We start from the raw sequence: 24,523 nt of genomic DNA, 5'->3' as shown, positions 1-24,523 counted from the left end.
TGTTTGTATGACTGGCATTTCAGGCAGCCCGTCCTTTCGGGCGGGCACTCCGTTCAGAAACGGTTCCGGTTTCATTGCCACCCGCCGTGCCCGAAGGCTGGGTCTTACGGTCGGCTCCACCGGTAACGACGCCGGTACTCGGCGCCGTAGCCTTGAGCGCATGACGCGCCAAATTGATAGCGGCGTTACGGTCTCGGTCGATCACAAGGCCGCAGTGCTCGCAGTGATACCCCCGTTCGGCCAGGTGCAGTTTGGTTTTCACCACACCACAGCCGGAACACATTTTTGAGCTGGGCAACCATCTGTCGGCTTTGACCAGATGCGATCCATACCAGCGTGTTTTGTAGTCGAGTTGGCGAAACATCTCCCCAAGGCCGGCATCAGCCAATCCCCGGTTGAATAACCACACGCACCGGCTCACGAACCCCACCGCCCACCGCCGGCGGGTCACCCCAACCTACGCTTACCGGCTTGTGGTCACCTCTATTTTCGTGTCAGCCGTGGGCTAGCCGGGTTGCTGAAGGTGCCTACCCGCGCCGGGAGCTGGGCGCCAGCAAAGCCGAACTGGCCAAGTTGCTGGCCTAGTCCGCGCCTAGTCCGACGATTTCGCGTCCGTGGAGTCCTTGGAATCCTTGGCGGCCTTGGATGCCTTAGCGACCTTGGAGGCCTTGGCATCCGATTTCTGCAGCAGCGTTTCCAGCTGGGCGCCGGTGATCCGGCGAAAAGCCCGACGCGGCCGGTTGGCGTCGAGGATGGCCACCTCCAGGTTGGCCACACCGAGGGCGGGCGGACCGTTTCCCGAGGTGTCAGCACTGCTCGCCCGCAGGGCCTCCACCGCAATCCGCAGCGCATCGGGCAGATCGGCGTTTTCGGCGTAGGACTCCTTGAGCGCGTTGGCGATCGGCTCGGTGGTGCCGCCCATCACCACGAAATGCGGCTCGTCGGCGATCGATCCGTCGTAGGTGATCCGGTACAGCTCGGGCGGCTTGGTTTCGCCGTAATGGGCAACCTCGGCCACGCACAGCTCGACTTCGTAGGGTTTGGCCTGCTCGGTGAAGATGGTGCCCAGCGTCTGCGCGTAGGCATTGGCCAGCTGGCGGCCGGTGACGTCGCGGCGGTCGTAGGCGTAGCCGCGGGTGTCGGCGAACGTGATGCCGCTGCGGCGCAGATTGTCGAATTCGTTGAACTTGCCTGCGGCGGCAAAGCCCACCCGGTCGTAGAGTTCGCTGATTTTCTGCAGTGACCGCGACGGGTTCTCCGCGACGAACACCACACCACCGGCGTAGGCCAGCGCCACCACACTCTTGCCGCGCGCGATTCCCTTACGCGCGAGCTCGCTGCGCTCGCGCATCGCCTGCTCAGGCGATATGAAATACGGAAAGCTCACTTCTCACCGCCGTCTGGCCCGAAAGTGTCAGCGCGCGAACGACTTCCGATGACTTCGCGGGCCAGCTCGGCGATGCGGCTCTCCGGGACGTCGACGGCCCCGTCGGCGCCGATGGTGACGGCCGTGGGATAAATTCCGCGAACCAGGTCCGGGCCGCCGGTGGCCGAGTCGTCGTCGGCGGCGTCGTAGAGCGCCTCCACAGCCACCCGCAGCGCGGAATCGGCATCGGTGACTTGCGAGTACAGCTTCTTCATCGACGATTTGGCGAAGATCGATCCCGAGCCCACCGATTGGTAGCCCTCTTCCTCGATGTTCCAGCCGCCGGCGGCGTCGAACGAGACGATGCGCCCCGCGGTCTGCGGATCGGAGGCATGAATGTCGTAACCCGCCAGCAACGGCAGCGCCACCAGTCCCTGCATCGCTGCCGCGAGGTTGCCGCGGACCATGATCGCGAGCCGGTTGACCTTGCCGGCGAACGTCAGCGGCACCCCTTCGAGCTTCTCGTAGTGCTCGAGTTCGACGGCGTACAGGCGGGCGAATTCGACGGCGACCGCTGCGGTGCCGGCGATGCCGGTGGCGGTGTAGTCGTCGGTGATGTACACCTTTTTCACGTCGCGCCCGGCGATCATGTTGCCCTGGGTCGAGCGCCGGTCTCCGGCGATGATGACGCCGCCGGGGTACTTCAACGCGACGATGGTGGTGCCGTGCGGCAACTGCCCGCCGACGGTGCCAGAGTGCGCACCGCCGCTGACGCTGTACGGCAACAATTCCGGCGCCTGGCGGCGCAGGAAGTCAGCGAAGGAGGAGAGGTCTACAGCGGATCCGGAAAGTGCCGATTTTGGGGACAAGCGATCAGGCAACGGCCAGGTCACTGTCCGCCCTTTTGGACGTATGCGCGGACGAAGTCTTCGGCGTTCTCCTCGAGCACGTCGTCAATCTCATCGAGCAGATCGTCGGTCTCCTCGGCCAGTTTTTCGCGACGCTCCTGGCCCGCGGCAGTGCTGCCGGCGAAGTCGTCGTCGTCTCCGCCGCCACCGCCACGTTTGGTCTGCTCCTGAGCCATCGCCGCCTCCTGCTCTCGTCATGGCCTGCTTACAGGCCGCGGGCGCCGTACCGCACGCCCGCTGGTCTTTCCCTAACAGTACCGGTCAGCGCCGACGTTTCCGGGCTTACGCTCCCTGCCGTGCTAACGGATCTCAGCTGGTGAGTTGTTCCACCAGTTCGGCGGCGCTGTCCACGGACTCCAGCAGCGCGCCGACGTGGGCTTTGCTGCCCCGCAGCGGCTCGAGCGTGGGTATCCGCACCAGCGAGTCACCGCCCAGGTCGAAAATGACTGAGTCCCAGCTGGCGGCGGCGATATCGGCGCCGAACCTACGCAAACATTCGCCGCGGAAGTACGCCCGGGTGTCGGTGGGCGGGTTGTCCACCGCCTCGAGCACCTGGTGTTCGCTGACCAGCCGTTTCATCGATCCGCGGGCCACCAAGCGGTTGTACAGGCCCTTGTCCAGGCGGACATCGGAATACTGCAGGTCAACCAGATGCAATCGGGGCGCCGACCAGCTCAGATTCTCCCGGTGCCGGAAACCGTCGAGCAGCCGCAGCTTGGCCGGCCAGTCCAGCAACTCGGCGCATTCCATCGGGTCGCGCTCGAGCAGGTCGAGCACGTGCGTCCAGGTTTCCACGATGTCGGACGCCCGCGGGTCCGGATCCCGGCTGTCGACCACCTTGGCCACCCGGTCCAGATACGCCCGTTGCAGCGCCAGACCGGTCATTTCGCGGCCGTCTACCAGGGCCACCGTGGCCCGCAGGGCGGGATCACGGCTGATCGCATGGACCGCGTGCACCGGCCGGGCCAGCGCTAGATCAGCCAGATCGATTCCCTCTTCGATCAGGTCGAGCACCAGCGCCGTGGTACCGAGCTTGAGGTAGGTCGACGTTTCGGCAAGATTGGCGTCGCCGATGATGACGTGCAGCCGCCGGTACCGGTCGGCGTCGGCGTGCGGTTCGTCGCGGGTATTGATGATGCCGCGTTTCAGCGTCGTCTCCAGGCCGACCTCGACCTCGATGTAGTCGGCGCGTTGTGACAGCTGGAACCCCGGCTCGTCGCCGGAGGGCCCGATACCGACCCGGCCGGAGCCGGTTACCACCTGGCGCGACACCAGAAACGGGGTGAGCCCGGCGATAATGGCCGAGAACGGCGTCTGGCGAGACATCAGATAGTTCTCGTGCGCCCCGTAGGATGCGCCTTTGCCGTCAACGTTGTTCTTGTAGAGCTGCAGTTTCGCGGCGCCGGGGACGCTCGCGACGTGCCGCGCGGCCGCCTCCATCACCCGTTCACCGGCTTTGTCCCAGATCACCGCGTCGAGCGGGTCGGTGCACTCGGGCGCGGAGTATTCGGGGTGCGCGTGGTCGACGTAGAGCCGCGCCCCGTTGGTCAAGATCATGTTGGCCGCCCCCACCTCGTCCGCGTCCACCACAGGCGGCGGCCCGGCCGAGCGGCTCAGGTCGAAGCCTCGGGCGTCCCGCAGCGGCGATTCCACCTCGTAGTCCCAGCGGGTGCGTTTGGCGCGCTGAATACCCGCGGCAGCGGCATAGGCCAGCACCGCCTGCGTCGAGGTGAGGATCGGGTTGGCGGTCGGGTCCGACGGCGATGAGATGCCGTACTCGACCTCCGTACCGATAATCCGTTGCATGCATTAGAGCCTAGGCCCGGCGACGATGCGGCCCGCGTAGCGGGCCGTTGAGGAGGCGGGCAATCGGGCCGGGCCCGGCGACGATGCGGCCCGCGTAGCGGGCCGTTGAGGAGGCGGGCAATCGGGCCGGGCCCGGCGACGATGCGGCCCGCGTAGCGGGCCGTTGAGGAGGCGGGCAATCGGGCCGGGCCCGGCGACGATGCGGCCCGCGTAGCGGGCCGTTGAGGAGGCGGGCAATCGGGCCGGGCCCGGATCGCGAGCGCTTTGGATCGATCGACTGGCACATTCAGTTGCCGATTGGTACGGTCGCCCCCGACTCGCCCCGACCATTTGCCCCGGAACTCGGAGGATCGCGTTGACGCCAAAAAGGCTGTGGCCTTTGCTGATTCCCGCGGCACTGAGCCGCCATCGCCACAAGACCTGCGCGGACCGGCGGTGAACCCCGACCCGTTTCGGCACGCGCGGTCCGGCGCTGACTTGATTCCCGCAGGACCGCTGCAAGCCGAACAGATCAGCTATGCGTTCGCGATCTACTACCTACCCATGCCGTCGGCGGACCCGTTCGCCACCTTGGATGCGCTGCTGGCCAGCGAATTCAGGGAGTTTCGGCACGCCGATTATCTCAGCGGAGACGAAACAGAGTCCACGGTGAACGCCTGGATCACCGTCGATCCGCACCACGACTGTCCTCCCCCGAGCGCCGATTTTGTCCAACTGTTCGGTCGCGGAGTGAGCCCGCAGCAGACGGCGGCGCTGCAAGCCGCCGAGGCCGCGCTGGTCCTCAACTTCGTCTACCCGAAGGGCCAAGCTCTGGGCCGCCTGCGTACGGCGCTGCGGTTAACCAGTGAACTGGCCTCCGGCACCGGCGGCCTTATTTGGGACAACGAGACGCGGGAAGTCTTCACCCCGGCCGCATGGATCGAAATGCGCATCGACCGATGGACCGGTCCGACGCCGGATATCAGCGACCACACGGTCATTCACGTCTACCAGACCGACGGCCATATGCGGCTGGTCACGCTTGGCATGGCGAAGTTCGGGCTGCCCGACGTCGTGGTGAACCAGCTGCCGCGGTCGGTCAGCCATCAGGTCGGGGATCTGGTCAGTGCGTTCTGTCAGGCGATCACCGACGGATCCGTCGTCGAACGTCGCGGAGAGTTCGATCTCGACGTCCGGCGCATTGTTCCGCTGGCACCGAGACGGCGCCGCTCACGCTGAAAGTGGGGACGCCCGAAGCCGGTGATCCCGACAACCGGATCCTCGAACTCACCTTTGATCGCGGGACCGGCGAGGATGTTCACGCTCGGCGGCGCACCGTGTTGGCCGCGGTATTCGGCTCCGGGTCACCGGTCGTCCCGACAACGCATGACGATGCGCTCAACGCCGCCAGCGAACAGGCCAGAAGCAAGCTGCCGGCGCTGCGCGCCCTGTTCAACGACGGGCTGGTGCCCGGTGAATTCCTGCAACTGAAAGCCCCGTTCGAAGGTGCGGGTGGCATCCGGGAGTGGATGTGGGTGGAGGTCGCGAGCTGGACCGATGACGCGATCACCGGGTTCCTCGTCAACGAGCCGGCCAGCAGCCTGGGCCTGCATGCGGGCCAGACCGTCGAGGTCGCCGAATCGACGGTCTTTGACTACATGCACAAGCGGCGCGACGGCGTCATCGACGGCAACGAGACCGAGAGACTGATCCGCAGCCAGCTCAATTAGGCCGTCGGTCGATGCATCACCACTACGCCCGGCATGACGGGTCCGGCTCGCTTATTTGGGGACTAGGGTGAGCCGGCATGAAACTCTCCCCGCGCCGCATGCCGGCACGCCTGGCGCCGGCGACTGTCGCGGCTGAAAGCTGGTTCTTGCAGCGCGGCCTGCCGGCTGTGCTAACGAGGCGGTCCCGTTGGCGACGGCTGTGGTCCAGGTCGGCGCCCGCCCTGGCGGCATATGCGGCGCTTCACTGCTGGACTTTCCCGTTGTTCCTGATCACCAACGGCGAAGATGTCAACATCGGCGAGAACCCCACCCCGCGAGATTGGGTCGTTCTGACGCTCGTCGCGCTGGCACCTGTTCCGATTGTCACGGTTGGCTGGCTAGTGTCTCGGATGTCGGACAGCCGTAAACGTGCGATCGCGGCGACCGTAGCGCTCAGCATCGCGAGCGTCGTGATCGTCATCGAAACAGACCCGTCCGGTCTGCCGGACGCAGCGATCTTCACGGCAGTCGTGCTGCTGCTGACCGCCACTGGTGTCGGATCGGTAGTCGGCTGGGCGCTGCGCATCACCGTCTCGCAACTCGCCATGATGGGCGCTTTGGCGGTCCGGGCGTTGCCGGTCGTACTACTGACCACATTGGTATTCTTCAACGGCAACATTTGGCTGATGGCCGCCACGATCGGTGCGGGCCGACTGGGACTCGCCATCGGTTTTCTGCTCAGCATCGCGGCCGCATTCGTCGTCTCGGCTACCAAGGAGCGCGTCCGGCCCATGCTGCAGTCACCCGCAGCGCTGCCCAGAGACTGCGAACGGCTGGCCGACACACCGTTTGCGACGATGCCGGATGCTGTCCGCAGCCCGCCGCTGACCAGGACAGAACGCATCAACATGGTCTTCGTGCTGGCCGTCTCACAACTGGTGCAGATCATGGTGGTGGCACTGCTCACCGCGGTGATCTACGTGATACTCGGGCTGATCGTGCTGAGTTCGGCGTTGCTCGATGAATGGACCCGAGGCGCGCCCAGCAGCTCGTCCGTGTCAGGTTTGACGTTTCCGGTGCCGGATTCGCTGATCCACCTGTGCCTCTTCCTGGGCGCGTTGACCTTCATGTACATCAGCGCCCGCGCAGTCGATGACGCCGAATACCGCACCATGTTCGTCGACCCCCTGATCTGCGATCTCCATGCCACCTTGATCGCCCGCAACCGTTATCGCGCCAGCATCGCCGGCAAGTCCCGTGTTGACGCCGCCGACCCCAGTGATTAATTTCGCCTGATGTCCACCACCGAAGACGGAGCAGTCGTATTGGAACCGCCAGCCGACTTGTCCGGGAAGCGTTATGGCGAAGTACTTCTGGTCACCCCCGGCGAGGCAGGTCCGCAGGCGACCGTCTACAACAGCTTCCCGCTCAACGACTGTCCCGCCGAGCTGTGGTCGGCACTGGACCCGAAAGCGATCGCTACCGAACATGGTGCCGCGGCCGCTCTGCTCAACGGTCCACGCTACTGGCTGATGAACGCCATCGAAAAGGCGTCTCAGGGTCCGCCGGTGGTCAAGAGCTTCGGCGGGATCGACATGCTCCGGCAGGCCACGGTCTTGTTGTCGTCGATGAACCCCGCGCCTTACACCGTCAACCAGGTCAGCCGGAACACCGTCTTCATCTTCAACGCCGGCGAAGAGATCTACGAACTGCACGACCCCGCAGGGCAGCGCTGGGTCATGCAGACCTGGAGCCAGGTGGTCGACCCCAACCTGTCCCGAGCCGACCTGGCCAAGCTGGCGGACCGGCTGAACCTGCCCAGCGGGTGGACCTATCAGGCGCGCAGGCTCACCGACGACCTGCGCATCGACACCACCACCCGGGCCGCCCGCGTCCTGCAGGACGACCTCGCCAACAGCTATTCGCTGGTGATGGCCTGAAGCGCTACAGGTACTGGCCCAGGTTCGACTCGGTGTCGATAGCCCGGCTGGCGCTCGACGACTTGCCGGTGACCAGGGTGCGGATGTAGACGATCCGCTCGCCCTTCTTGCCCGAAATCCGCGCCCAGTCATCGGGGTTGGTGGTGTTGGGCAGGTCCTCGTTCTCGGCGAACTCGTCGACGATCGAGTCGAGCAGGTGCTGGATGCGCAGGCCGGGCTGCCCCGTTTCAAGCACCGACTTGATCGCGTTCTTCTTCGCCCGGTCGACGACGTTTTGGATCATTGCCCCGGAGTTGAAGTCCTTGAAGTACATGACTTCCTTGTCACCGTTGGCGTAGGTGACCTCCAGGAACCGGTTGTCGTCGATCTCGGCGTACATCCGCTCGACGACTTTCTCGATCATCGCCTTGATGCAGACGGTGCGGTCGCCGCCGAACTCGGCGAGGTCGTCGGCGTGCAACGGCAGCGCCTCGGTCAGGTACTTCGAGAAGATGTCTTGCGCCGCTTCAGCATCCGGGCGTTCGATCTTGATCTTCACGTCGAGACGTCCGGGCCGCAGGATCGCCGGGTCAATCATGTCCTCGCGGTTGGAGGCGCCGATCACGATGACGTTCTCCAGCCCTTCCACCCCGTCGATCTCGCTGAGCAACTGCGGGACCACCGTTGTCTCGACATCGGAGGAGACCCCGGTGCCGCGGGTGCGGAAGATCGAGTCCATCTCGTCGAAGAACACGATCACCGGCGTGCCTTCGGAGGCCTTCTCCCGCGCCCGCTGGAAGATCAGCCGGATGTGGCGCTCGGTCTCGCCGACGAACTTGTTCAGCAGTTCGGGGCCCTTGATGTTGAGGAAGTACGACTTGGCCTCGCGGGCGTCGTCGCCGCGAACCTCGGCCATCTTCTTGGCCAGGGAGTTGGCCACCGCCTTGGCGATCAAGGTTTTACCGCAGCCCGGCGGGCCGTACAACAACACGCCCTTTGGCGGGCGCAGCGCGTACTCGCGGTACAGCTCCTTGTGCAAGAAGGGCAGTTCCACCGCGTCGCGGATCTGTTCGATCTGGCGAGTCAGGCCACCGATGTCCTCGTAGCTGACATCCGGCACCTCTTCCAGCACCAGGTCCTCGACCTCGGCTTTGGGGATGCGCTCGAAGGCATACCCGGCTTTGGTGTCGACCAACAGCGAGTCGCCGGGGCGCAGTTTGCGCGGGCGGGTGTCGTCGTTGAGAGCCCCATCGTTAGAGGGAACGCCGTCGGGCAGGTCCTCGGCGACCAACGGCTCGGCCAGCCACACAATGCGTTCCTCGTCGGCGTGGCCGACCACCAGGGCCCGGTGACCATCGGCGAGGATCTCACGCAAGGTGGAAATCTCGCCTACCGATTCGAACCTGCCGGCCTCGACGACGGTCAACGCCTCGTTGAGCCGGACCGTTTGGCCCTTCTTGAGGGACTTGGCGTCGATGTTCGGAGAGCATGTCAGGCGCATCTTGCGACCCGACGTGAAGACGTCGACGGTGTCGTCGTCGTGGGTGCCCAGCAGCACGCCGTAGCCGCTGGGCGGCTGCCCCAGCCGGTCGACCTCTTCACGCAGCGCCAGTAATTGCTGGCGCGCTTCTTTAAGAGTTTCCATTAATTTCGAATTGCGCGCGGCAAGGGAGTCGATACGGGCTTCGAGCTGATGCACATCGCGGGCGGGTCGCGACGGGCTCTGGTGTGCGAGCGCGTTCTCCAGTTGTTCGCGCAGTAGCGCGGCTTCACGCCGCAGCTGTTCTAGTTCAGCAGCATCGATGCTGGGCAGGGGCATATCGCGGGGTGTCCCGAATGCTTCAGAACGCTCTGATTCAGCCATGTTGCCCTCCTTTCCCGCACCGGGAGCGGTGCGGCGGATACCTCAACGCTACCGGCCATGGCGAGTTCATGTGCGGAACCAAATGCCGCCGGAAATAACAAGTTGTTTCGCGCTGGTAATCTCGGCTTCCACTCGGCCCGATCGAAAGGAGCCCCGCCACCGTGAAATCCCTTGCCACGGCCAGCGCGGCCGGCGCTCGCATCGGTGTCGGAGCCGGCGGTGTGACGTCCATTGCAGTGTGGGCTTCCTTTCCGCGACTCGCCGTGTATCGCCGATAGCCGGGCCAGCTACTGGATGCATCGTCACCTCTGCAGAGCCTGCATCGCCGCGAGCGTCGTTGCCATCGTGTCGGCGACGGGGCTCTCGGGGTGTTCGCGGCACGAGTCCGCGACCTCCGCTGCCCCGTCGGTGCCCCCCGCCACATCCACCGTGGTCGCCCCAAAGCCGGCCGCTTCCCTGCCTTCCCCTGACGCCTTGGTCGAGGTGTTGTCCCGACTGGCCGACCCGGCGGTCGCCGGAGCCGACAAGGTAAACCTCGTCGAGGACGCATCCCCGGAGACGGCCGCCGCCCTAGACCGGTTCACCACCGCTGCCCGAGACGGCGGCTACCTGCCGTTGAGTTTCGCGGCGAGCAACATCGCGTGGTCGGACGTGAACCCGGCCGACGTGACGGCCACCATCGTCGTCAACACAGCCAAACCCGACAATCACGAGTTCACCTTCCCGATGGAGTTCAAACCCGGCCAGGGCGGCTGGCAGCTATCCCGGCGAACCGCGGAGATGCTGTTGGCCCTCAGCAGTTCTCGAGTCTCGTCACCAGCTCCCGGCCCGGCGCCGGCCCCGGAACCAAGCCCGGCCCCGGCCCCGGAACCCGACCCGCCGTCTCCGACGCCGTCGGGCTGAGCACGCAGATGTGGATCGGCTGGCTCGAATTCGACGTGCTGCTGGGCGACGTGCGATCACTCAAACAGAAACGGTCGGTGGTTCGTCCCGTCGTCGCCGAGCTGCAGCGCAAGTTCAGCGTGTCGGCAGCCGAGACCGGCTCGCGAGATCTCTACCGTCGCGCCGGCATCGGAGTGGCCACGGTGTCCGGCGACCGCAGTCACGCCGTCGACGTCCTCGACGCGGCCGAACGGCTGGTCGCCGCACACCCCGAGTTCGAGTTGCTGTCGGTGCGCCGGGGTCTGCACCGCAGTGACGATTGGCAAGACGACTAGCACGTTAACCGTCACGCCCGGGGCGCTTGCGTCCAAGCGGCGCCGGTGCGACAGCTCCGGGCGCCAGCCGGCGCGCGGACACCAGGAATGCGGTGTGGCCGCGCATCGAATGCTGGGGCCGCACGGCCAGCCCGACGACGTTCCAGCCGCGCTGCAACGTCTCCCACGATCGTGGCTCGGTCCAAAGCTGTTGGGCGCGCAGCGCCTCCACGACCGTCGAAAGTTGGGTGACGGTAGCCACGTAGATCACCAGCACCCCGCCGGCTGACACCAGCCGTGACACCGAGTCCAGCACCTCCCAGGGCGCCAGCATGTCCAGCACGGCCCGGTCGACCGAGCCGTCGGGCAGGTCGGAGTCGGCGACGTCGCCCACGATCAGCCGCCAGTTCTGCGGAGCCCCGACGTAGAAAGTCGTCACGTTGCGACAGGCGTGTTCGGCATGGTCGGCGCGCTGCTCGTAGGAGATCACCTGGCCCTCGGGCCCGACCGCCCGCAACAACGACAGGGTCAGCGCGCCCGACCCGGCGCCGGCTTCCAGCACCCGGGCCCCGGGAAAGATATCGCCCTCATGCACGATCTGAGCGGCGTCCTTGGGGTAGATCACCTGTGGGCCGCGCGGCATCGACATCACGTAGTCGACCAGCAGCGGGCGCAGCACCAGGAACGGGGCGCCGTTAATGGATTTGACCACGCTGCCCTGCTGCAGCCCGATTACCGCATCGTGGGCGATCGAGCCGCGGTGGGTGTGGAACTCGCTGCCCGGGGTGAGCACCATCGTGTAGTGGCGGCCCTTGGCGTCGGTCAGCTGCACGCGTTCGCCGGCGGCGAAGGGACCGGTTGCTGACACGCCGTCTAGCGTGCCAGCCGACTCGCCGTAGCCGGTGTCCGGGGTTGTCAGTGTCCGGTCCTAGGCTGCGAGCATGGCGGACCAGCCGACACCCCGCACGGATCTGGGGATCCGGCCGGCGCTGTCGCCGTCGCGGGCGGCCGATTTCAAGCAATGTCCGCTGCTGTACCGGTTCCGGGCGATCGACCGGTTACCCGAGGCCCCGTCGGCGCCGCAGCTGTGCGGATCGGTGGTGCACGCCGCGCTCGAGCAGCTCTACGCGCTGCCCGCGGTGCAGCGCGGCCCGGAGACCGCGAGGTTGCTCGTGGAGTCGGCCTGGGAGCAGGTGATCGCCGGTGAGCCGGACCTGGCCGGTGAACTGCGACCACAGGAATTGCTCGACGAGGCGCGCGCCTTGCTGTCCGGGTATTACCGGCTGGAAGACCCGACGCGGTTCGACCCGCAGTGCTGCGAGCAACGCGTGGAGGTGGAGCTGGCCGACGGCACGCTGTTGCGCGGCTACATCGACCGGATCGACGTCGCCGCGACCGGCGAGTTGCGGGTGGTCGACTACAAGACGGGTAAGGCGCCGCCGGCCGCGCGGGCGCTGGCCGAGTTCAAAGCCCTCTTTCAAATGAAGTTCTACGGGGTGGCGCTGTTTCGGTCGCGTGGCGTGCTGCCCGCCCGGTTGCGACTCATCTACCTAGCTGACGGCCAGGTGCTGGATTACTCGCCGGACCGTGACGAACTGCTGCGTTTCGAGAAGACCCTGATGGCGATCTGGCGTGCGATCCAATCCACTGGCAGATCAGGAGATTTCCGTCCGAATCCGTCGCGGCTATGCGATTGGTGCCCGCATCAGGTGCATTGCCCGGCCTTCGGCGGGACGCCACCGCCATACCCCGGGTGGCCGAATTACGCCAGCGCCGACACCGTTTCGCGTCCGACCGAACCGGCGGCATGAACGGTTGCTTCTACCGTCGGCTCGGCGACGACGGTGACTATCAGGCCTTTGACTCCACCGACTACACGCGAAGCAACTGGAACCCCGAAATCCAGCATGGCTCACCGCCGTTGGCCCTGCTGACCAAGCTGATCGAAGAACTGTCGGCGGGGTCGGGCCTGCGGATGGGCAGGCTCAACCTCGACATCCTCGGGTCGATCCCGGTGGCCCCGGTGCGGGCCAGGGCCTGGGTGGAACGCCCGGGGTAGCGGGTCTGCCTGATGGTCGCCGAACTGCACGCCGATCGCGAGGGCGGATACCCGCGCGGGCGGTGGCCCGGGTGACGGCCTGGCTGTGAGCGGTCAGTGACACCGCCGACGTCGCGTCGGAGCGGTACCCGGCGGTGGTGGAAGGACCCGCCGAGCCCCTTCCGGGCGTCTTCGCCGACGCTGGCGGCTATTTCGATGCGGTCAGCTGGCGCCCACAACAATCCGGCGGCCAATCGGGCGCCGTGTCCTGGTTCACCCCGATGGCACACATTGTCGACACCGACCCCGCCACGGCGCTGCAACGGCTTGCGGTCGTGGTGGACTGCGCCAACGGTGTCGGTGCGGTCCTGGACCCGAATCAGTTCGTGTTCATGAACACCGACACCGTGGTGCACCTGTATCGGCTTCCGGTCGGCGACGATTTCGCGCTGCGGGCGCGCGCATCGGTCGGGCCGGATGGCGTGGGAGTGACCACCGCGGAGGTCTACGACAAGGCCGGCTTCATCGGCACCTCGGCTCAGACGCTCCTCGTCCAGCGCCGGATGCCGGGCTAGTCCGATGGTGGCGACACGCGCTCAACGGAGTCCTGGGCCCGGCAATCACATCTTTCACATTGGTCTCTGGCCGACCCGATGCGCGTTGACTCATCAGAAATGCCCGCCTTTCAGCGACAAGCTAAGGGACGCAATGGATTTGTCGCCGAAAGCGGTTGTGGGGCTGCGCCCCGGTGTGGAGAGATGGAAATCGCGTGCTGGTGCGGTTGGGTGCGTGGCTGGCGGCGCCGAGTGTGCGCTGACGGCGCCGAGTGTGCGCTGACGGCGCCGAGTGTGCCGTCAGGGCGGGCCGACCGTGGATTTTCCCGCCCTGCATACACTCTCAGAGCCGTCACTGCACACTCGATGCAGCGGCATGACAGCCGACTCGGTCAGCACGTGAGACATATCCGAACGCCTGCCATCACAAGAGGGTTGAGCGAAGGTACGGTATCGGCGTGCCGAAAAACAGAGCCCAAGGTGTGCCGAAAACAGAGCCAGGCAGCCAAGACTGCGCAAGACGACATCGTTGACCAGCAGCATTCGTGGTCACCATGAATTTCCGAGTAGGGCGGACACGACCAACACCCCAAACCCGAGCAGCCTGATGCGGCTGATGGGAAAATCGCAGTTGCGTCCTACAACTCGGGCCACTCGATCAGCGCCGCCCTAATCCAGTGGCTCCATCTCCTGCAGCATCGTGGGAACGAGTTCGCTGACCGTGGGGTGGATGTGCATTGTCCGCGACAGCGTGGTGTAGGGCGCTTTTGCCGACATGACGTCCAGGATGGCGTGGATGACCTCGTCTCCCCCGACGCCAAGGATGGCCGCACCCAAGATCTGGTGGGTGTCCGCGTCGACCACGATTTTCATAAAGCCTTGCGTCTCACCCTTTTCCACGGCCCGACCGACTTTGGTCATCGGCCGCTTACCGACCAGCGCCTTGCGGCCCGACGCACGAACCTGAGCGACGGTCATTCCGGCGCGCCCCAGCGGCGGGTCGATATAGAGGGCGTAGGTGAGGATACGGTCGCTCACGCGACGCGGATCCCCGTCGAGCAGGTTGGCGGCGACGATCTCGTAGTCGTTGAACGACGTATGGGTGAAGGCGCCCTTGCCGTTACAGTCGCCCAGCGCCCAGATGTGGTCGACCGTGGTCTTGAGCTGATCATCGACCACGATGTAGCCGCGGGCGTCGGTCTGCACACCGGCCGCATCCAGGCCCAAGTCGTCGGTGTTGGGTTTCCGGCCTACCGCCAGCAGCAGGTGACTACCCGCGATGGCTGCGGCACCGGCACTGGGAGTCAGCTCGAAGCCCCCGAAACCGTTGTTCCTCTTGGCAAGTCGTACATCGTCGGCGTTGACGACGATATCGATCCCCTCGGCTTCGATGATCTCCCTGATGGTCGCAGAGACATCCTCGTCTTCGCGAGACGCCAGGCGTGGGCCGCGCTCCACGACGGTCACCTTTGCTCCGAAGCGGCGATACATCTGGGCGAACTCCAGCGCGATGTAGCTTCCGCCGACGATCACCAGATGCTCAGGCAGCGTGTCGAGTTCGAGGATGGACACGTTGGTGAGGAACTCGACGTCGGCCAGCCCGGGAATGTTGGGCGCCACGGCGCGGCCCCCGACGTTGAGGAAGATCTGGTCGGCTTGCAGCAGCTGATCGCCGACTCGCAGTGTGTGCGGATCCTCGAATCGGGCGTGCCCGCGGACCACGGTGCAGCCGTCCATGCTTTCCAACCAGTCCTCGACGGCCTTGCGGTCATTGAGCATGACGCCGTCTTTGCGGGCCTTGACTTTCGCCATGTCCACGCTGACCGCTCCCGTGCCGATCCCGTATTCGCCGCCGCGGCGGGCCACATGGGCCGCGTGGGCGCTGGCCACCAGCGTCTTGGTGGGGATGCAGCCGTTGTTGACGCAGGTGCCGCCGATCAGCTTGCGTTCCACGAGGGCGACCCGCTGACCTGCACCCGTCAGGCGGCCGGCCAACGGCGGGCCGGCCTGGCCGGCACCGACGATGATCGAGTCGAACCGCTGCGTCATAGTGCGGCCGCCGACGCGACGACGGCGAATCCGCCCAACACGGCGACCGAATCCTCGAGTAGCGCGATCGGCAGGTCGCGGCCGCCGCTGGCGGCTACCAGCCGACGGCGCGCGTGAAAGCCACCCAACGTACCCAGTACCGCACCGACAACGCCGGCACCGAGTCCGCCGAATTTGTAGCCCCAGGCGGTGCCGATCACCGCACCGGCGAACCCGCCCAGGATGATGCGGACCGCGAACACCGGCGCGGCGGTGCGCGGCGGCGTCTTGGGGAGCTTGTCGTTGACCAGTTCGGCGACCGCAAGGACGCTGAGGGCCACCACCGTCACGATGTTGCCCACCCAGGATGCCCAGCTGTGCTGCAGCGTTGGGAACCAGCCGAGGTAGCCGGCCCAGGAGACTGCCGCGGGAGCGGTCACCGATCGCAACCCGGCGACCACGCCGATCAATAAAGCCAAGACGAGGACGAGTGCGTGCGTCACAGCAATCCCTTCCGGGTACAGAAGAACAGCCTGGCGACGATACGGCAGACCGCCCATGGATGACACCGGCAATCAGCCCACCGCGGACGCTAACACAGCACCGGCGCGACCGGGCATTACCGCGGTCAGAATCGGCAGAACCTGATATCGGACGCCAGAATCGCTTTGGCCCCGATGGCGGCAAGCTGGTCCATGACGCCGTTGACGCCGCGACGCGGCACCAGCGCACGGACCGCGACCCATTCCGGATCCGCCAGCGGAGCAATGGTCGGCGACTCCAGTCCGGGCGTGATCGCGGTGGCCTGGTGCAGCACTGCACGCGGACAGTCGTAGTCCAGCATCAGATACTGCTGGCCGAACACCACGCCTTGCACCCGGGCGACCAACTGATCGCGCGCCTCGCTGTGCTCCACGCCGTCCCGGTCGGCGCCTTCGATGAGCACCGCCTCCGAATCACACAGCGGCTCACCGAATGCCACGAGATTGTGCAGGCTCAGGGTGCGACCGGAGCCCACCACGTCGGCGATGGCGTCGGCCACGCCGAGTTGCACCGAAATCTCCACAGCCCCGTCGAGCCGGATCACGGTTGCGTCAATGCCCTTGGCGGCCAAGTCTTTTCGGACGAGGTTCGGATAAGCGGTGGCGATCCGCTTTCCGGCCAGGTCGGCCGCCGTCCAATCACGCCCGGCGGGACCGGCGTAGCGGAAACTCGACGACCCGAAGCCCAGGGCCAAACGTTCCCGAACCGGTGCGTCGGAATCGCGGACCAGGTCACGTCCCGTGATCCCGAAGTCGAGCTCTCCCGAACCCACGTAAATGGCGATGTCTTTGGGCCGAAGGAAGAAGAACTCGACGTTGTTGGCCGGGTCGACGACGGTCAGGTCTTTGGAGTCGGTGCGGCGCCGATAGCCGGCTTCGGCCAGGATCTCGGTGGCCGGCTCGCTCAACGTGCCCTTGTTGGGAACGGCCACGCGCAACATGCTCACAGCTTCCGGTAGACGTCGTCGAGGGACAGTCCGCGCGAGATCATCAGCACCTGTGTCCAGTACAGCAACTGGCTGATCTCCTCGGCCAGGGCATCGTTGGCTTCGTGCTCGGCGGCCAGCCATACCTCGCCGGCTTCCTCCAGGATCTTCTTGCCCAGCCAATGCACCCCGGCGTCCAGCGCAGCCACCGTTGCGCTGCCGGCGGGCCGGTTGCGGGCACGATCGCCGAGTTCGGCGAACAGATCCTCGAAGGTCTTCACGGCCAGCGATTGTTTCATGCGCCGGCGAGCGGAGTCACGGCGGTTTCGTCGTACCCTTGCTCGGCGGCCAACTCCGACCTGTGATTGCCCCTGTGGCCGTCCGACTGCTGGGCGCGGCCGGTCTCGGGCGGCCGGCTACTGTGTTAGCTTGGCCGCAAGATTGCATTCGACGACTTCCGTTCGCGCCGAACAGGGTTTTCGATAGTGCTCCCAGATATTCGGTGGACAACGTCTGGAGTGCGGTTGCGCCGACGAGTCAGTCGTGCCGGGGATCTGAACTGGCTGTTTCTTCCCGGCGGCCCGGGAATCGGTTCCGAGAGCCTGCACGAACTGGTCGACACGGTCGACGTGCCCGGCTGCTCGTGGATGGTCGACCTGCCTGGTGATGGCTCCAACGTCAACGCTCCAGGAGCACCCGCCGATCCCTACCGCCGATGGCCCCACGTTCTGCTTGAAGCCGCCCACGCCGTTACACATCCCGTTTTTGTCGGACATTCCACCGGCGGCGAGTACCTGCTCTCTGTTCCCGCATTGGATGGATGTTTGGAAGGTCTGGTGCTCATCAGCACCGCCCCCGACGCATCGTGGATACCGGTGTTCGAGCAGATGACACGTCATAATCCCTTACCGGGGGTTGACCAAGCCACAGCCCGGTACCTATCCGATCCCACCGACGATAACCTTCGCCGCGTCGCCATCGAATCTGCGCCGTGGAACTTCGCCCCCGCCACCATTGCCCGTGGGGTGGAAATCCTGGCGCGCATGCCCTACAACAGTCAGGCTGCGCAATGGTCCGAAGCCAATTTCGATCGTGACTACCAATCAGCCTGGTGGCCAACAACACTGCCCACACTCGTCGTGAGCGGCTCGGCAGACCGCATCGTGACGCAAACGTTGTGGCAGGACAAGCAATTCCACACCCTGAATACGGCCTGGCGCGTCATCGACAAGGCGGGCCACTTCCCCTGGATCGACCAACCAACTGCCGTACGCGACGCCTTCGCAGCACTCGCGCGACAGATCTGCAACCGCCACGCCACGGACTGACCCGCCAGACATCGATGACCCGCACGGCCGGCCAAGCCTCCCAGCGTGCTCGGCGCACTCTGCCGGTCCACCGGAGGCCTCGCAGCTACGTGGCTTATGATCCCGAGGTGGCGCGCTGGCCCGGCGTGATCCCGGCCGGCGTCGCCACCGGCGGGTTCACGGCGATGGAGGACTGGATTCCCACCATCATGTCGATGCTGGGGTTCCTTGCGACGTTGCATGAATTCCCGCCTCGGATGCGCAGTTTCGGCCTCGACGTTGACGAGTTGTTGAACCAACTCAACCCGGCCCGACACCGTTAGCCGAAGCGAGGAATCCATGGCAATCACCGAATATCAGCCCGGCACAACGTTTCCCGGCGTCATCGGCCGCACCGCTGACGAGTCGACGCCGGCCTGGCCGGCTTTCAAGCGCCCCCGCGAAGACGCGCCGAATGTGGTGTTCATCGTGCTCGACGACACCGGATACGGGCACCTGGGCTGCTACGGCAGTCCGATCTCGACCCCGAACATCGACGCCCTGGCCGCCGACGGCCTGCGCTATTCCAACATGCATACCACCGCGCTGTGCTCGCCGTCGCGCTCCTGCATCCTCAACGGCCGTAACCACCACTCCAACCACCTGGCATGTCTGACCAACGGGTCGACCGGATTTCCCGGCTCCGACGGTTACATACCCTTCGAGAACGGCTTCCTCTCCGAAATTCTGCGGGCCCAGGGCTACAACACCTACTGCGTCGGTAAATGGCATCTGGCACCGGAGGAAACGATGACCGCGGCCGGGCCCTACGACCGCTGGCCGCTGGGGCGCGGGTTCCAACGCTACTACGGCTTCCTGGGCGGCGACACCCACCAGTACTACCCGGATCTGGTGCGGGACAATTCGCAAACCGAACCCGAGGCCACCCCGGAGCAGGGCTATCACCTGACGCCCGATCTGGTGAACAAGGCCAAGGCAATGATTGCCGACGCCAAGCAGGTCGCCCCGGACAAGCCGTTCTTCCTCTACTTCGCCCCCGGCGCGACGCACTCACCCCACCATGTGCCCAAACAATGGGCCGACCGCTATGCCGGCAAGTTCGACAGCGGCTGGGAGGTCTACCGCCAGCAGGTGTTCCAGCGACAAAAAGAACTCGGGCTGGTGCCCGCAACGGCCGAGCTGTCTGCACCCGATCCCGATGTCGCGGGCTGGGAAACGCTGCCGGCCGACGAACGCCGGCTCTACGCGCGGATGATGGAGGTGTTCGCCGGCTTCCTCGAACACACCGACCACTACATCGGCGAACTCGTGCGGTTCCTCAAAGACCTGCATGAGTACGACAACACGGTGATCATGCTGGTCTCGGACAACGGGGCCAGCGCCGAGGGAGGCCCCACCGGCTCGGTCACCGAGGTCCGCTTCTTCAACAACGTCTCCGACACCGTCGAGGAGGGGTTGGCCCGCATCGACGAGATCGGCGGCCCTACGGTGTTCAACCACTTCCCGTGGGGCTGGACCCACGCCGGCAACACCCCGTTTCGGCGGTGGAAGCGCGAGACTTACCGCGGCGGCTCCAGCGACCCGTTGATCGTCACCTGGCGGCGCGGTATCGCCGCGCGAGGCGAGGTGCGTTCCCAGTACACCCATCTGATCGACATGGTCCCGACGGTGCTCGAGGCGCTGCGCATTGACCCACCGACGTCGATCGGCGGGGTTACCCAGTCGCCGATCGAAGGGGTCAGCTTCGCGCACACCTTCGACGACGCCGCCGCCCCCACCCGCCACCTCACCCAGTACTTCGAGATGTTGGGCCACCGCTCGATCTACCACGACGGGTGGCGCGCGGTATGTCCTTGGCCGGGAACGTCGTTCGCCGAATCCGCCCACAAATTCGGCGACGTGATCACCGCGGAGTTGCTCAGTCAGCTCGATGAATGCGGGTGGGAGCTCTACCACGTCGCGCAGGATCCCGCCGAGACCACCAACCTGGCCGGGCAGGAGCGGGCGCGGCTGACCGCGATGATCACGCTCTGGTACAGCGAAGCCGGAAAATACAACGTGTTGCCAATCGACAGCCGCGGCCTGGCCCGCGCTTTCGTGGAGCGTCCGCAGATTGCCGCCGCAAACCGCACTCGATACGTCCTCTATCCCGGCACCCAGGCTATTCCGGCGGCCGCCGCACCCAAGATCCTCAACCGGCCCTACTCGATCAGCGCCGAGGTTGAGCTCACCGAGGAATCCTCGGGCGTCCTGCTGTCCATGGGCGGCAATGACGGGGGAATCACCTTGTACATCAAGGACTGTCAGCTCTGCTATGCGCACAACTACGTCGCCAAGGAGATCTTCACGATCCGCTCGGCGCAACGGATCCCAGCGGGGCGGCACTTCCTCAGCGTGGAATTCACCCCCACAGGTCCGGTGGACCTCAAGAACGGCAGAGGAACTCCGGGCGATGTGACGCTGTTCGTCGACGGCTCCGAGGTCGGCCGCGGCGAGTTTCCGGTGACCACCCCCCTGCGGTTGGCCCAAGGCGGGGCGATGCTGGTCGGCGCCAACACCGGCTCGTCGGTAACCCCCGACTATGACCCGCCATTTGCGTTCGACGGCCGAATCCACCGCGTGATCATCGACGTCAGCGGCGAGCACGTCGAGGACTACCAAGCGCAGATGAAGATCGCGTTCACCAAGCAGTAACGCCGCGAACATCGTTGGCGTGCAGTCGTTTCGGGCTACCTACCAGCAAGGACGGTGCTGACCTCGGTGGCCGCACTCAGCGGAGTACCGGGTCATACGTTGAAGTACTTGGCCTCGGGATGGTGCAGGACGAACGCGTCGGTCGACTGCTCGGGATGCAGCTGCAACTCCTCGGACAACGTCACTCCGATGCGGTCGGGCTCCAGCAGCTCCATCATTTTGGCGCGGTCCTCGAGGTCCGGGCATGCCCCGTAACCGAAGGCGAACCGGGCACCCCGGTAACCCAGCTTGAAGTAGTCCTCGACGGCGTCGGGGTCCTCGGCGGCCATAGTGCGGTCGGCCGAATACCTGAGCTCCTCTCGGATACGCCGGTGCCAGTACTCGGCCAGTGCTTCGGTGAGCTGCACACCGATACCGTGCACTTCGAGATAGTCGCGGTAGGAGTTGGCCGCGAACAACTCGTTGGCGAAGTCGGCGATCGGCTTACCCATGGTCACCAGCTGGAAAGGCAGCACATCCACCTCACCCCGCTGCCGAGCCAGCTCCCGCGACCGGACGAAATCGGCGATGCACAAGAACCGGCCGCGCTGCTGGCGTGGGAACCGGAAGCGGTACCGTTCCTCGGCGTCGGGCGCTGGCTCGGTGAGCACCACGACATCGTCGCCCTCGGACACGGCCGGGAAGTAACCGTAGACCACGGCGGCGTGCGCCAGGATGCCGTCGGTGGACAACCGATCCAGCCAGTAGCGCAGCCGCGGCCGCCCTTCGGTCTCGACGAGGTCTTCGTACGACGGGCCTTCACTATTGGGACCACCACGTGTTCCGCGTAATCCCCACTGGCCCAAGAACAATGCGCGCTCGTCGAGCATACCCGTGTAGTCGGCGACGGCCAGGCCCTTGACGATCCGCGAACCCCAGAACGGCGGGGCGGGCACCTCGACATCAGCCGCGACGTCGGAACGGTCGGGAACCTCGACTGGCTTTTCAGCGGCTTTACGTTGCGCCGCAATGCGTTTGGAGCGCTCATGACGGGCCTTGCGCTCGGCTTCCTTCTCGCGGGCCTTGACCGCTTCGGGGCTGTCGTCGTCCGGCGCCTCCCCCCGCTTAGCACTCATGATGGTGTCCATGAGCTTGAGGCCCTCGAAAGCGTCACGCGCATAGTGCACTTCGCCTTCATAAATCTCGGCGAGATCGTTTTCGACATAGCTGCGGGTCAACGCCGCGCCGCCGAGCAACACCGGGAATTTTTCGGCGACCCCCCGGGTATTCATCTCCTCGAGGTTTTCCTTCATCACCACAGTCGATTTCACCAGCAGGCCCGACATTCCCACCACGTCGGCGCTCTTGTCCTCGGCGACCTCGAGAATGGTGGCGATGGGCTGCTTGATGCCGATGTTGACCACCTCGTAGCCGTTGTTGCTCAAGATGATGTCGACCAGGTTCTTGCCGATGTCGTGGACGTCGCCCTTGACGGTGGCCAGCACGATCCGGCCCTTACCCGTGTCGTCCTCGGATTTCTCCATGTGCGGCTCCAGATACGCCACGGCGGTCTTCATCACCTCGGCGGACTGCAACACGAACGGCAGCTGCATCTGGCCCGAGCCGAACAGCTCACCGACCGTCTTCATGCCGGCCAGCAGGTTCTCGTTGATGATCTCCAGTGGCGGCTTCTGCGTCATCGCCTCCTCGAGATCGGCTTCTAGGCCGTTGCGTTCGCCGTCGACGATGCGTTGCGCCAACCGCTCGAACAGCGGCAGCTTGGCGAGTTCGGCGGCACGCGATTCCTTCGACGACGCCGCCGACACCCCCTCGAAGAGGCGCATCAGCTCCTGCAGCGGGTCGTAGCCGTCGCGGCGGCGGTCATAGACCAGATCCAGCGCCACCTTGCGTTGCTCGTCGGGGATCCGGTTCATCGGCAGGATCTTCGAGGCGTGCACGATCGCCGAATCCAGCCCGGCGTCCTGGCATTCGTGCAGGAACACCGAGTTGAGCACTTGGCGCGCAGCGGGATTGAGGCCAAACGAGATGTTGGACAGCCCGAGCGTGGTCTGCACCTTAGGGTGGCGTCTCTTCAATTCCCGGATGGCCTCGATGGTTTCGATGCCGTCTTTGCGGGACTCCTCCTGCCCGGTGGCGATGGTGAAGGTCAGCGTGTCGATCAGAATCGACGACTCGTCGACGCCCCAGTTACCGGTGATGTCGTCGATCAGCCGCTCGGCGATCTCGACCTTCTTCTCGGCGGTGCGGGCCTGGCCCTCTTCGTCGATGGTCAGTGCGACGACGGCGGCGCCGTGTTCGGCGACGAGTTCCATGGTCTTGTGGAAGCGCGACTCGAGTCCGTCACCGTCTTCGTAGTTGACCGAGTTGATCGCGCAACGGCCACCGAGGTGTTCCAAACCGGCTTGCAGCACCGGGGTTTCGGTGGAATCCAGCATGATCGGCAGGGTCGACGACGTGGCCAGCCGGCTCGCCAGGGCCTTCATGTCGGCCACGCCGTCGCGGCCGACGTAGTCGACACACAGGTCCAGCAGGTGTGCGCCGTCGCGGGTCTGGTCCTTGGCGATGTCCAGGCACCTCTGGTAGTCCTCGGCGATCATCGCCTCACGAAAACCCTTGGAGCCGTTGGCGTTGGTGCGTTCGCCGATCACCAGCACCGAGGCGTCCTGCGCGAACGGAACCGCGCTGTACAGCGACGACACCGACGGCTCGTAGCTCACCTGGCGTTCGGGGCGCGTGACGTCGGCGACCGCGGCGGCCACCTCGCGGATGTGGGCCGGCGTGGTGCCGCAGCAACCGCCGACCAGCGACAACCCGAACTCGGCGATGAATCCGGACAGCGCCTCGGCCAGCTCGTCGGGCCGCAGCGGGTACTCGGCGCCCTTGGCGCCCAGCACCGGCAGGCCGGCGTTGGGCATCACCGACACCGGGATGCGGGCGTGCCGGGACAGGTAGCGCAGGTGCTCGCTCATCTCGGCGGGGCCCGTCGCGCAGTTCAAGCCGATCATGTCCACACCGAGGGGCTCGACCGCGGTCAGCGCCGCGCCGATCTCACTGCCCAGCAGCATGGTGCCGGTGGTTTCCACGGTGACGTGGGCGATCACCGGAATGTGGCGGCCGGCCTGCTTCATCGCCCGCCGCGAGCCGAGCACCGCCGCCTTCAGCTGCAGCAGGTCCTGGCAGGTCTCCACCAGGATCGCGTCGGCCCCGCCGTCCAGCATTCCCAGGGCGGCCTCGGTGTAGGCGTCGCGAATGACGGCGTACTCGGTGTGTCCCAGGGTCGGCAGCTTGGTGCCCGGTCCCATCGACCCGAGTACATAGCGTCTGCGCTCGGCGGTGCCCATCTCGTCGGCCACCCGGCGGGCGATCGCGGTGCCCTTCTCGGACAGGTCGCGGATCTTGTCCGCGATGTCGTAGTCACCGAGGTTGGACAGGTTACAGCCGAAGGTGTTGGTCTCTACCGCGTCCGCGCCCACTTCGAAATAGTTGCGGTGGATGCTTTCCAGCACGTCAGGACGGGTTTCGTTGAGGATCTCGTTGCAGCCCTCCAGGCCGCGGAAGTCGTCGAGGGTGAGATCGGCGGCCTGCAGCTGGGTGCCCATCGCGCCGTCGCCCACCACTACACGCCGCACCAAAACGTCAAGCAGATCAGTGTCGTAGCTGGGTTTGTTCGCGGCAGTCACATGGCAA

General features: G+C 65.6%; 22 protein-coding genes and 1 pseudogene. 11 read left to right on the top strand and 12 right to left on the bottom strand.

Going from position 1 to position 24,523, the window contains the following annotated elements; translation table 11 throughout:
* Nucleotides 1-19: 19 nt before the first annotated feature.
* The 5 genes from CDN38_RS31315 to dop all read right to left on the bottom strand — a co-directional run bounded on the left by CDN38_RS31315 (nucleotide 20) and on the right by dop (nucleotide 4,080).
* Nucleotides 20-364, bottom strand: coding sequence for a zinc ribbon domain-containing protein (locus tag CDN38_RS31315; protein ID WP_306316108.1), 345 nt, complete (start codon nucleotides 362-364; stop codon nucleotides 20-22).
* A gap of 228 nt (nucleotides 365-592) precedes the next feature.
* Nucleotides 593-1,387 (bottom strand): proteasome subunit alpha, encoded by a 795-nt coding sequence (gene prcA / locus CDN38_RS25340; protein ID WP_075512386.1) that lies wholly within the window; start codon nucleotides 1,385-1,387, stop codon nucleotides 593-595.
* The gene (prcB, locus tag CDN38_RS25335; RefSeq protein WP_075512385.1) at nucleotides 1,384-2,259 is read right to left on the bottom strand and encodes a proteasome subunit beta; all 876 of its coding nucleotides are present in this window, start codon (nucleotides 2,257-2,259) and stop codon (nucleotides 1,384-1,386) included. The genes prcA and prcB overlap by 4 nt, the downstream gene beginning before the upstream one ends.
* The gene (locus CDN38_RS25330) at nucleotides 2,256-2,450 is read right to left on the bottom strand and encodes a ubiquitin-like protein Pup (RefSeq protein WP_023364687.1); all 195 of its coding nucleotides are present in this window, start codon (nucleotides 2,448-2,450) and stop codon (nucleotides 2,256-2,258) included. Before CDN38_RS25330 ends, prcB begins: the two co-directional genes overlap by 4 nt.
* A 133-nt stretch (nucleotides 2,451-2,583) precedes the next feature.
* Complete coding sequence (gene dop, locus CDN38_RS25325) at nucleotides 2,584-4,080, bottom strand: pup deamidase/depupylase (protein WP_075512384.1); 1,497 nt, start codon at nucleotides 4,078-4,080, stop codon at nucleotides 2,584-2,586.
* A gap of 435 nt (nucleotides 4,081-4,515) precedes the next feature.
* On the opposite strand from dop, the gene CDN38_RS31310 reads away from it, so the two are divergent.
* The 4 genes from CDN38_RS31310 to CDN38_RS25305 all read left to right on the top strand — a co-directional run bounded on the left by CDN38_RS31310 (nucleotide 4,516) and on the right by CDN38_RS25305 (nucleotide 7,708).
* Nucleotides 4,516-5,298: a hypothetical protein gene (locus CDN38_RS31310; protein ID WP_233027037.1), complete on the top strand. Its 783-nt coding sequence runs from the start codon at nucleotides 4,516-4,518 to the stop codon at nucleotides 5,296-5,298.
* Nucleotides 5,299-5,300: 2 nt separating this feature from the next.
* Nucleotides 5,301-5,789, top strand: a complete 489-nt coding sequence (locus tag CDN38_RS31305; RefSeq protein ID WP_233027036.1) for a DUF2314 domain-containing protein — start codon at nucleotides 5,301-5,303, stop codon at nucleotides 5,787-5,789.
* A gap of 77 nt (nucleotides 5,790-5,866) precedes the next feature.
* Nucleotides 5,867-7,054, top strand: a complete 1,188-nt coding sequence (locus tag CDN38_RS25310; RefSeq protein WP_180276385.1) for a hypothetical protein — start codon at nucleotides 5,867-5,869, stop codon at nucleotides 7,052-7,054.
* Between the two features lie 9 nt (nucleotides 7,055-7,063).
* The gene (locus CDN38_RS25305; protein ID WP_075512383.1) at nucleotides 7,064-7,708 is read left to right on the top strand and encodes a hypothetical protein; all 645 of its coding nucleotides are present in this window, start codon (nucleotides 7,064-7,066) and stop codon (nucleotides 7,706-7,708) included.
* Nucleotides 7,709-7,712: 4 nt separating this feature from the next.
* Here the strand turns inward: CDN38_RS25305 and arc are convergent, their stop codons facing one another.
* Nucleotides 7,713-9,551 (bottom strand): proteasome ATPase, encoded by a 1,839-nt coding sequence (gene arc, locus CDN38_RS25300; protein WP_075512382.1) that lies wholly within the window; start codon nucleotides 9,549-9,551, stop codon nucleotides 7,713-7,715.
* Between the two features lie 294 nt (nucleotides 9,552-9,845).
* Here arc and lppK point away from each other — a divergent pair, with 294 nt between their 5' ends.
* Entirely contained in the window at nucleotides 9,846-10,454 is a 609-nt protein-coding gene (gene lppK / locus CDN38_RS25295; protein ID WP_075512381.1) for a lipoprotein LppK, read from the top strand.
* Nucleotides 10,455-10,462: 8 nt separating this feature from the next.
* Entirely contained in the window at nucleotides 10,463-10,768 is a 306-nt protein-coding gene (locus tag CDN38_RS25290; RefSeq protein ID WP_075512380.1) for a DUF503 domain-containing protein, read from the top strand.
* A gap of 4 nt (nucleotides 10,769-10,772) precedes the next feature.
* On the opposite strand, the gene trmI is transcribed toward CDN38_RS25290, so the two are convergent.
* The gene (trmI, locus tag CDN38_RS25285; protein WP_075512379.1) at nucleotides 10,773-11,615 is read right to left on the bottom strand and encodes a tRNA (adenine(58)-N(1))-methyltransferase TrmI; all 843 of its coding nucleotides are present in this window, start codon (nucleotides 11,613-11,615) and stop codon (nucleotides 10,773-10,775) included.
* Between the two features lie 73 nt (nucleotides 11,616-11,688).
* Here trmI and CDN38_RS25280 point away from each other — a divergent pair, with 73 nt between their 5' ends.
* Nucleotides 11,689-12,558 carry a RecB family exonuclease gene (locus CDN38_RS25280; protein ID WP_075512378.1) on the top strand — a complete coding sequence of 290 codons (870 nt, stop codon included), beginning with the start codon at nucleotides 11,689-11,691 and terminating at the stop codon, nucleotides 12,556-12,558.
* Nucleotides 12,555-13,360, top strand: a pseudogene (locus CDN38_RS25275) (thioesterase family protein). The gene CDN38_RS25280 and the pseudogene CDN38_RS25275 overlap by 4 nt, the downstream one beginning before the upstream one ends.
* 648 nt (nucleotides 13,361-14,008) lie before the next feature.
* On the opposite strand, the gene CDN38_RS25270 reads toward CDN38_RS25275, so the two are convergent.
* The 4 genes from CDN38_RS25270 to CDN38_RS25255 all read right to left on the bottom strand — a co-directional run bounded on the left by CDN38_RS25270 (nucleotide 14,009) and on the right by CDN38_RS25255 (nucleotide 17,134).
* On the bottom strand, nucleotides 14,009-15,388 hold the full coding sequence (locus tag CDN38_RS25270) for an FAD-containing oxidoreductase (RefSeq protein WP_075512377.1): 1,380 nt from the start codon (nucleotides 15,386-15,388) through the stop codon (nucleotides 14,009-14,011).
* On the bottom strand, nucleotides 15,385-15,870 hold the full coding sequence (locus CDN38_RS25265) for a DUF4126 domain-containing protein (RefSeq protein ID WP_075512376.1): 486 nt from the start codon (nucleotides 15,868-15,870) through the stop codon (nucleotides 15,385-15,387). Before CDN38_RS25265 ends, CDN38_RS25270 begins: the two co-directional genes overlap by 4 nt.
* Before the next feature lie 125 nt (nucleotides 15,871-15,995).
* Nucleotides 15,996-16,850 (bottom strand): ATP phosphoribosyltransferase, encoded by an 855-nt coding sequence (gene hisG, locus CDN38_RS25260; RefSeq protein ID WP_075512375.1) that lies wholly within the window; start codon nucleotides 16,848-16,850, stop codon nucleotides 15,996-15,998.
* A gap of 2 nt (nucleotides 16,851-16,852) precedes the next feature.
* Nucleotides 16,853-17,134 (bottom strand): phosphoribosyl-ATP diphosphatase, encoded by a 282-nt coding sequence (locus tag CDN38_RS25255; RefSeq protein ID WP_036413187.1) that lies wholly within the window; start codon nucleotides 17,132-17,134, stop codon nucleotides 16,853-16,855.
* A 219-nt stretch (nucleotides 17,135-17,353) separates the two neighbouring features.
* On the opposite strand from CDN38_RS25255, the gene CDN38_RS25250 reads away from it, so the two are divergent.
* The 3 genes from CDN38_RS25250 (at nucleotide 17,354) to CDN38_RS25240 (ending at nucleotide 20,836) form a co-directional block, all read left to right on the top strand.
* Nucleotides 17,354-18,163 (top strand): alpha/beta fold hydrolase, encoded by an 810-nt coding sequence (locus tag CDN38_RS25250; RefSeq protein ID WP_233027035.1) that lies wholly within the window; start codon nucleotides 17,354-17,356, stop codon nucleotides 18,161-18,163.
* A 107-nt stretch (nucleotides 18,164-18,270) separates the two neighbouring features.
* Nucleotides 18,271-18,465, top strand: coding sequence for a hypothetical protein (locus tag CDN38_RS25245; RefSeq protein WP_142361329.1), 195 nt, complete (start codon nucleotides 18,271-18,273; stop codon nucleotides 18,463-18,465).
* 16 nt (nucleotides 18,466-18,481) lie between these two features.
* Nucleotides 18,482-20,836: an arylsulfatase gene (locus tag CDN38_RS25240; RefSeq protein ID WP_075512373.1), complete on the top strand. Its 2,355-nt coding sequence runs from the start codon at nucleotides 18,482-18,484 to the stop codon at nucleotides 20,834-20,836.
* Between the two features lie 92 nt (nucleotides 20,837-20,928).
* On the opposite strand, the gene metH is transcribed toward CDN38_RS25240, so the two are convergent.
* On the bottom strand, nucleotides 20,929-24,516 hold the full coding sequence (gene metH, locus CDN38_RS25235) for a methionine synthase (RefSeq protein ID WP_075512372.1): 3,588 nt from the start codon (nucleotides 24,514-24,516) through the stop codon (nucleotides 20,929-20,931).
* Between the last annotated feature and the right edge of the window lie 7 nt (nucleotides 24,517-24,523).

The organism is Mycobacterium ostraviense, assembly GCF_002705925.1.
Taxonomy (GTDB): domain Bacteria; phylum Actinomycetota; class Actinomycetes; order Mycobacteriales; family Mycobacteriaceae; genus Mycobacterium; species Mycobacterium ostraviense.
The sequence above is the reverse complement of the archived record's forward strand: the minus strand, read 5'-3'. Positions and strand labels throughout refer to the sequence as shown.

What these genes read in the sequence shown, in the direction of transcription:
- CDN38_RS25290 (WP_075512380.1), top strand. Translation starts at nt 10,463, where the DNA reads ATGTGGATCGGCTGGCTCGAATTCGACGTGCTGCTGGGCGACGTGCGA.
- CDN38_RS25330 (WP_023364687.1), bottom strand. Translation starts at nt 2,450, where the DNA reads ATGGCTCAGGAGCAGACCAAACGTGGCGGTGGCGGCGGAGACGACGAC.
- CDN38_RS25270 (WP_075512377.1), bottom strand. Translation starts at nt 15,388, where the DNA reads ATGACGCAGCGGTTCGACTCGATCATCGTCGGTGCCGGCCAGGCCGGC.
- hisG (WP_075512375.1), bottom strand. Translation starts at nt 16,850, where the DNA reads ATGTTGCGCGTGGCCGTTCCCAACAAGGGCACGTTGAGCGAGCCGGCC.
- dop (WP_075512384.1), bottom strand. Translation starts at nt 4,080, where the DNA reads ATGCAACGGATTATCGGTACGGAGGTCGAGTACGGCATCTCATCGCCG.
- CDN38_RS25255 (WP_036413187.1), bottom strand. Translation starts at nt 17,134, where the DNA reads ATGAAACAATCGCTGGCCGTGAAGACCTTCGAGGATCTGTTCGCCGAA.
- arc (WP_075512382.1), bottom strand. Translation starts at nt 9,551, where the DNA reads ATGGCTGAATCAGAGCGTTCTGAAGCATTCGGGACACCCCGCGATATG.
- CDN38_RS31315 (WP_306316108.1), bottom strand. Translation starts at nt 364, where the DNA reads ATGTTTCGCCAACTCGACTACAAAACACGCTGGTATGGATCGCATCTG.
- CDN38_RS25280 (WP_075512378.1), top strand. Translation starts at nt 11,689, where the DNA reads ATGGCGGACCAGCCGACACCCCGCACGGATCTGGGGATCCGGCCGGCG.
- CDN38_RS25310 (WP_180276385.1), top strand. Translation starts at nt 5,867, where the DNA reads ATGAAACTCTCCCCGCGCCGCATGCCGGCACGCCTGGCGCCGGCGACT.
- CDN38_RS25305 (WP_075512383.1), top strand. Translation starts at nt 7,064, where the DNA reads ATGTCCACCACCGAAGACGGAGCAGTCGTATTGGAACCGCCAGCCGAC.
- lppK (WP_075512381.1), top strand. Translation starts at nt 9,846, where the DNA reads ATGCATCGTCACCTCTGCAGAGCCTGCATCGCCGCGAGCGTCGTTGCC.
- CDN38_RS25240 (WP_075512373.1), top strand. Translation starts at nt 18,482, where the DNA reads ATGGCAATCACCGAATATCAGCCCGGCACAACGTTTCCCGGCGTCATC.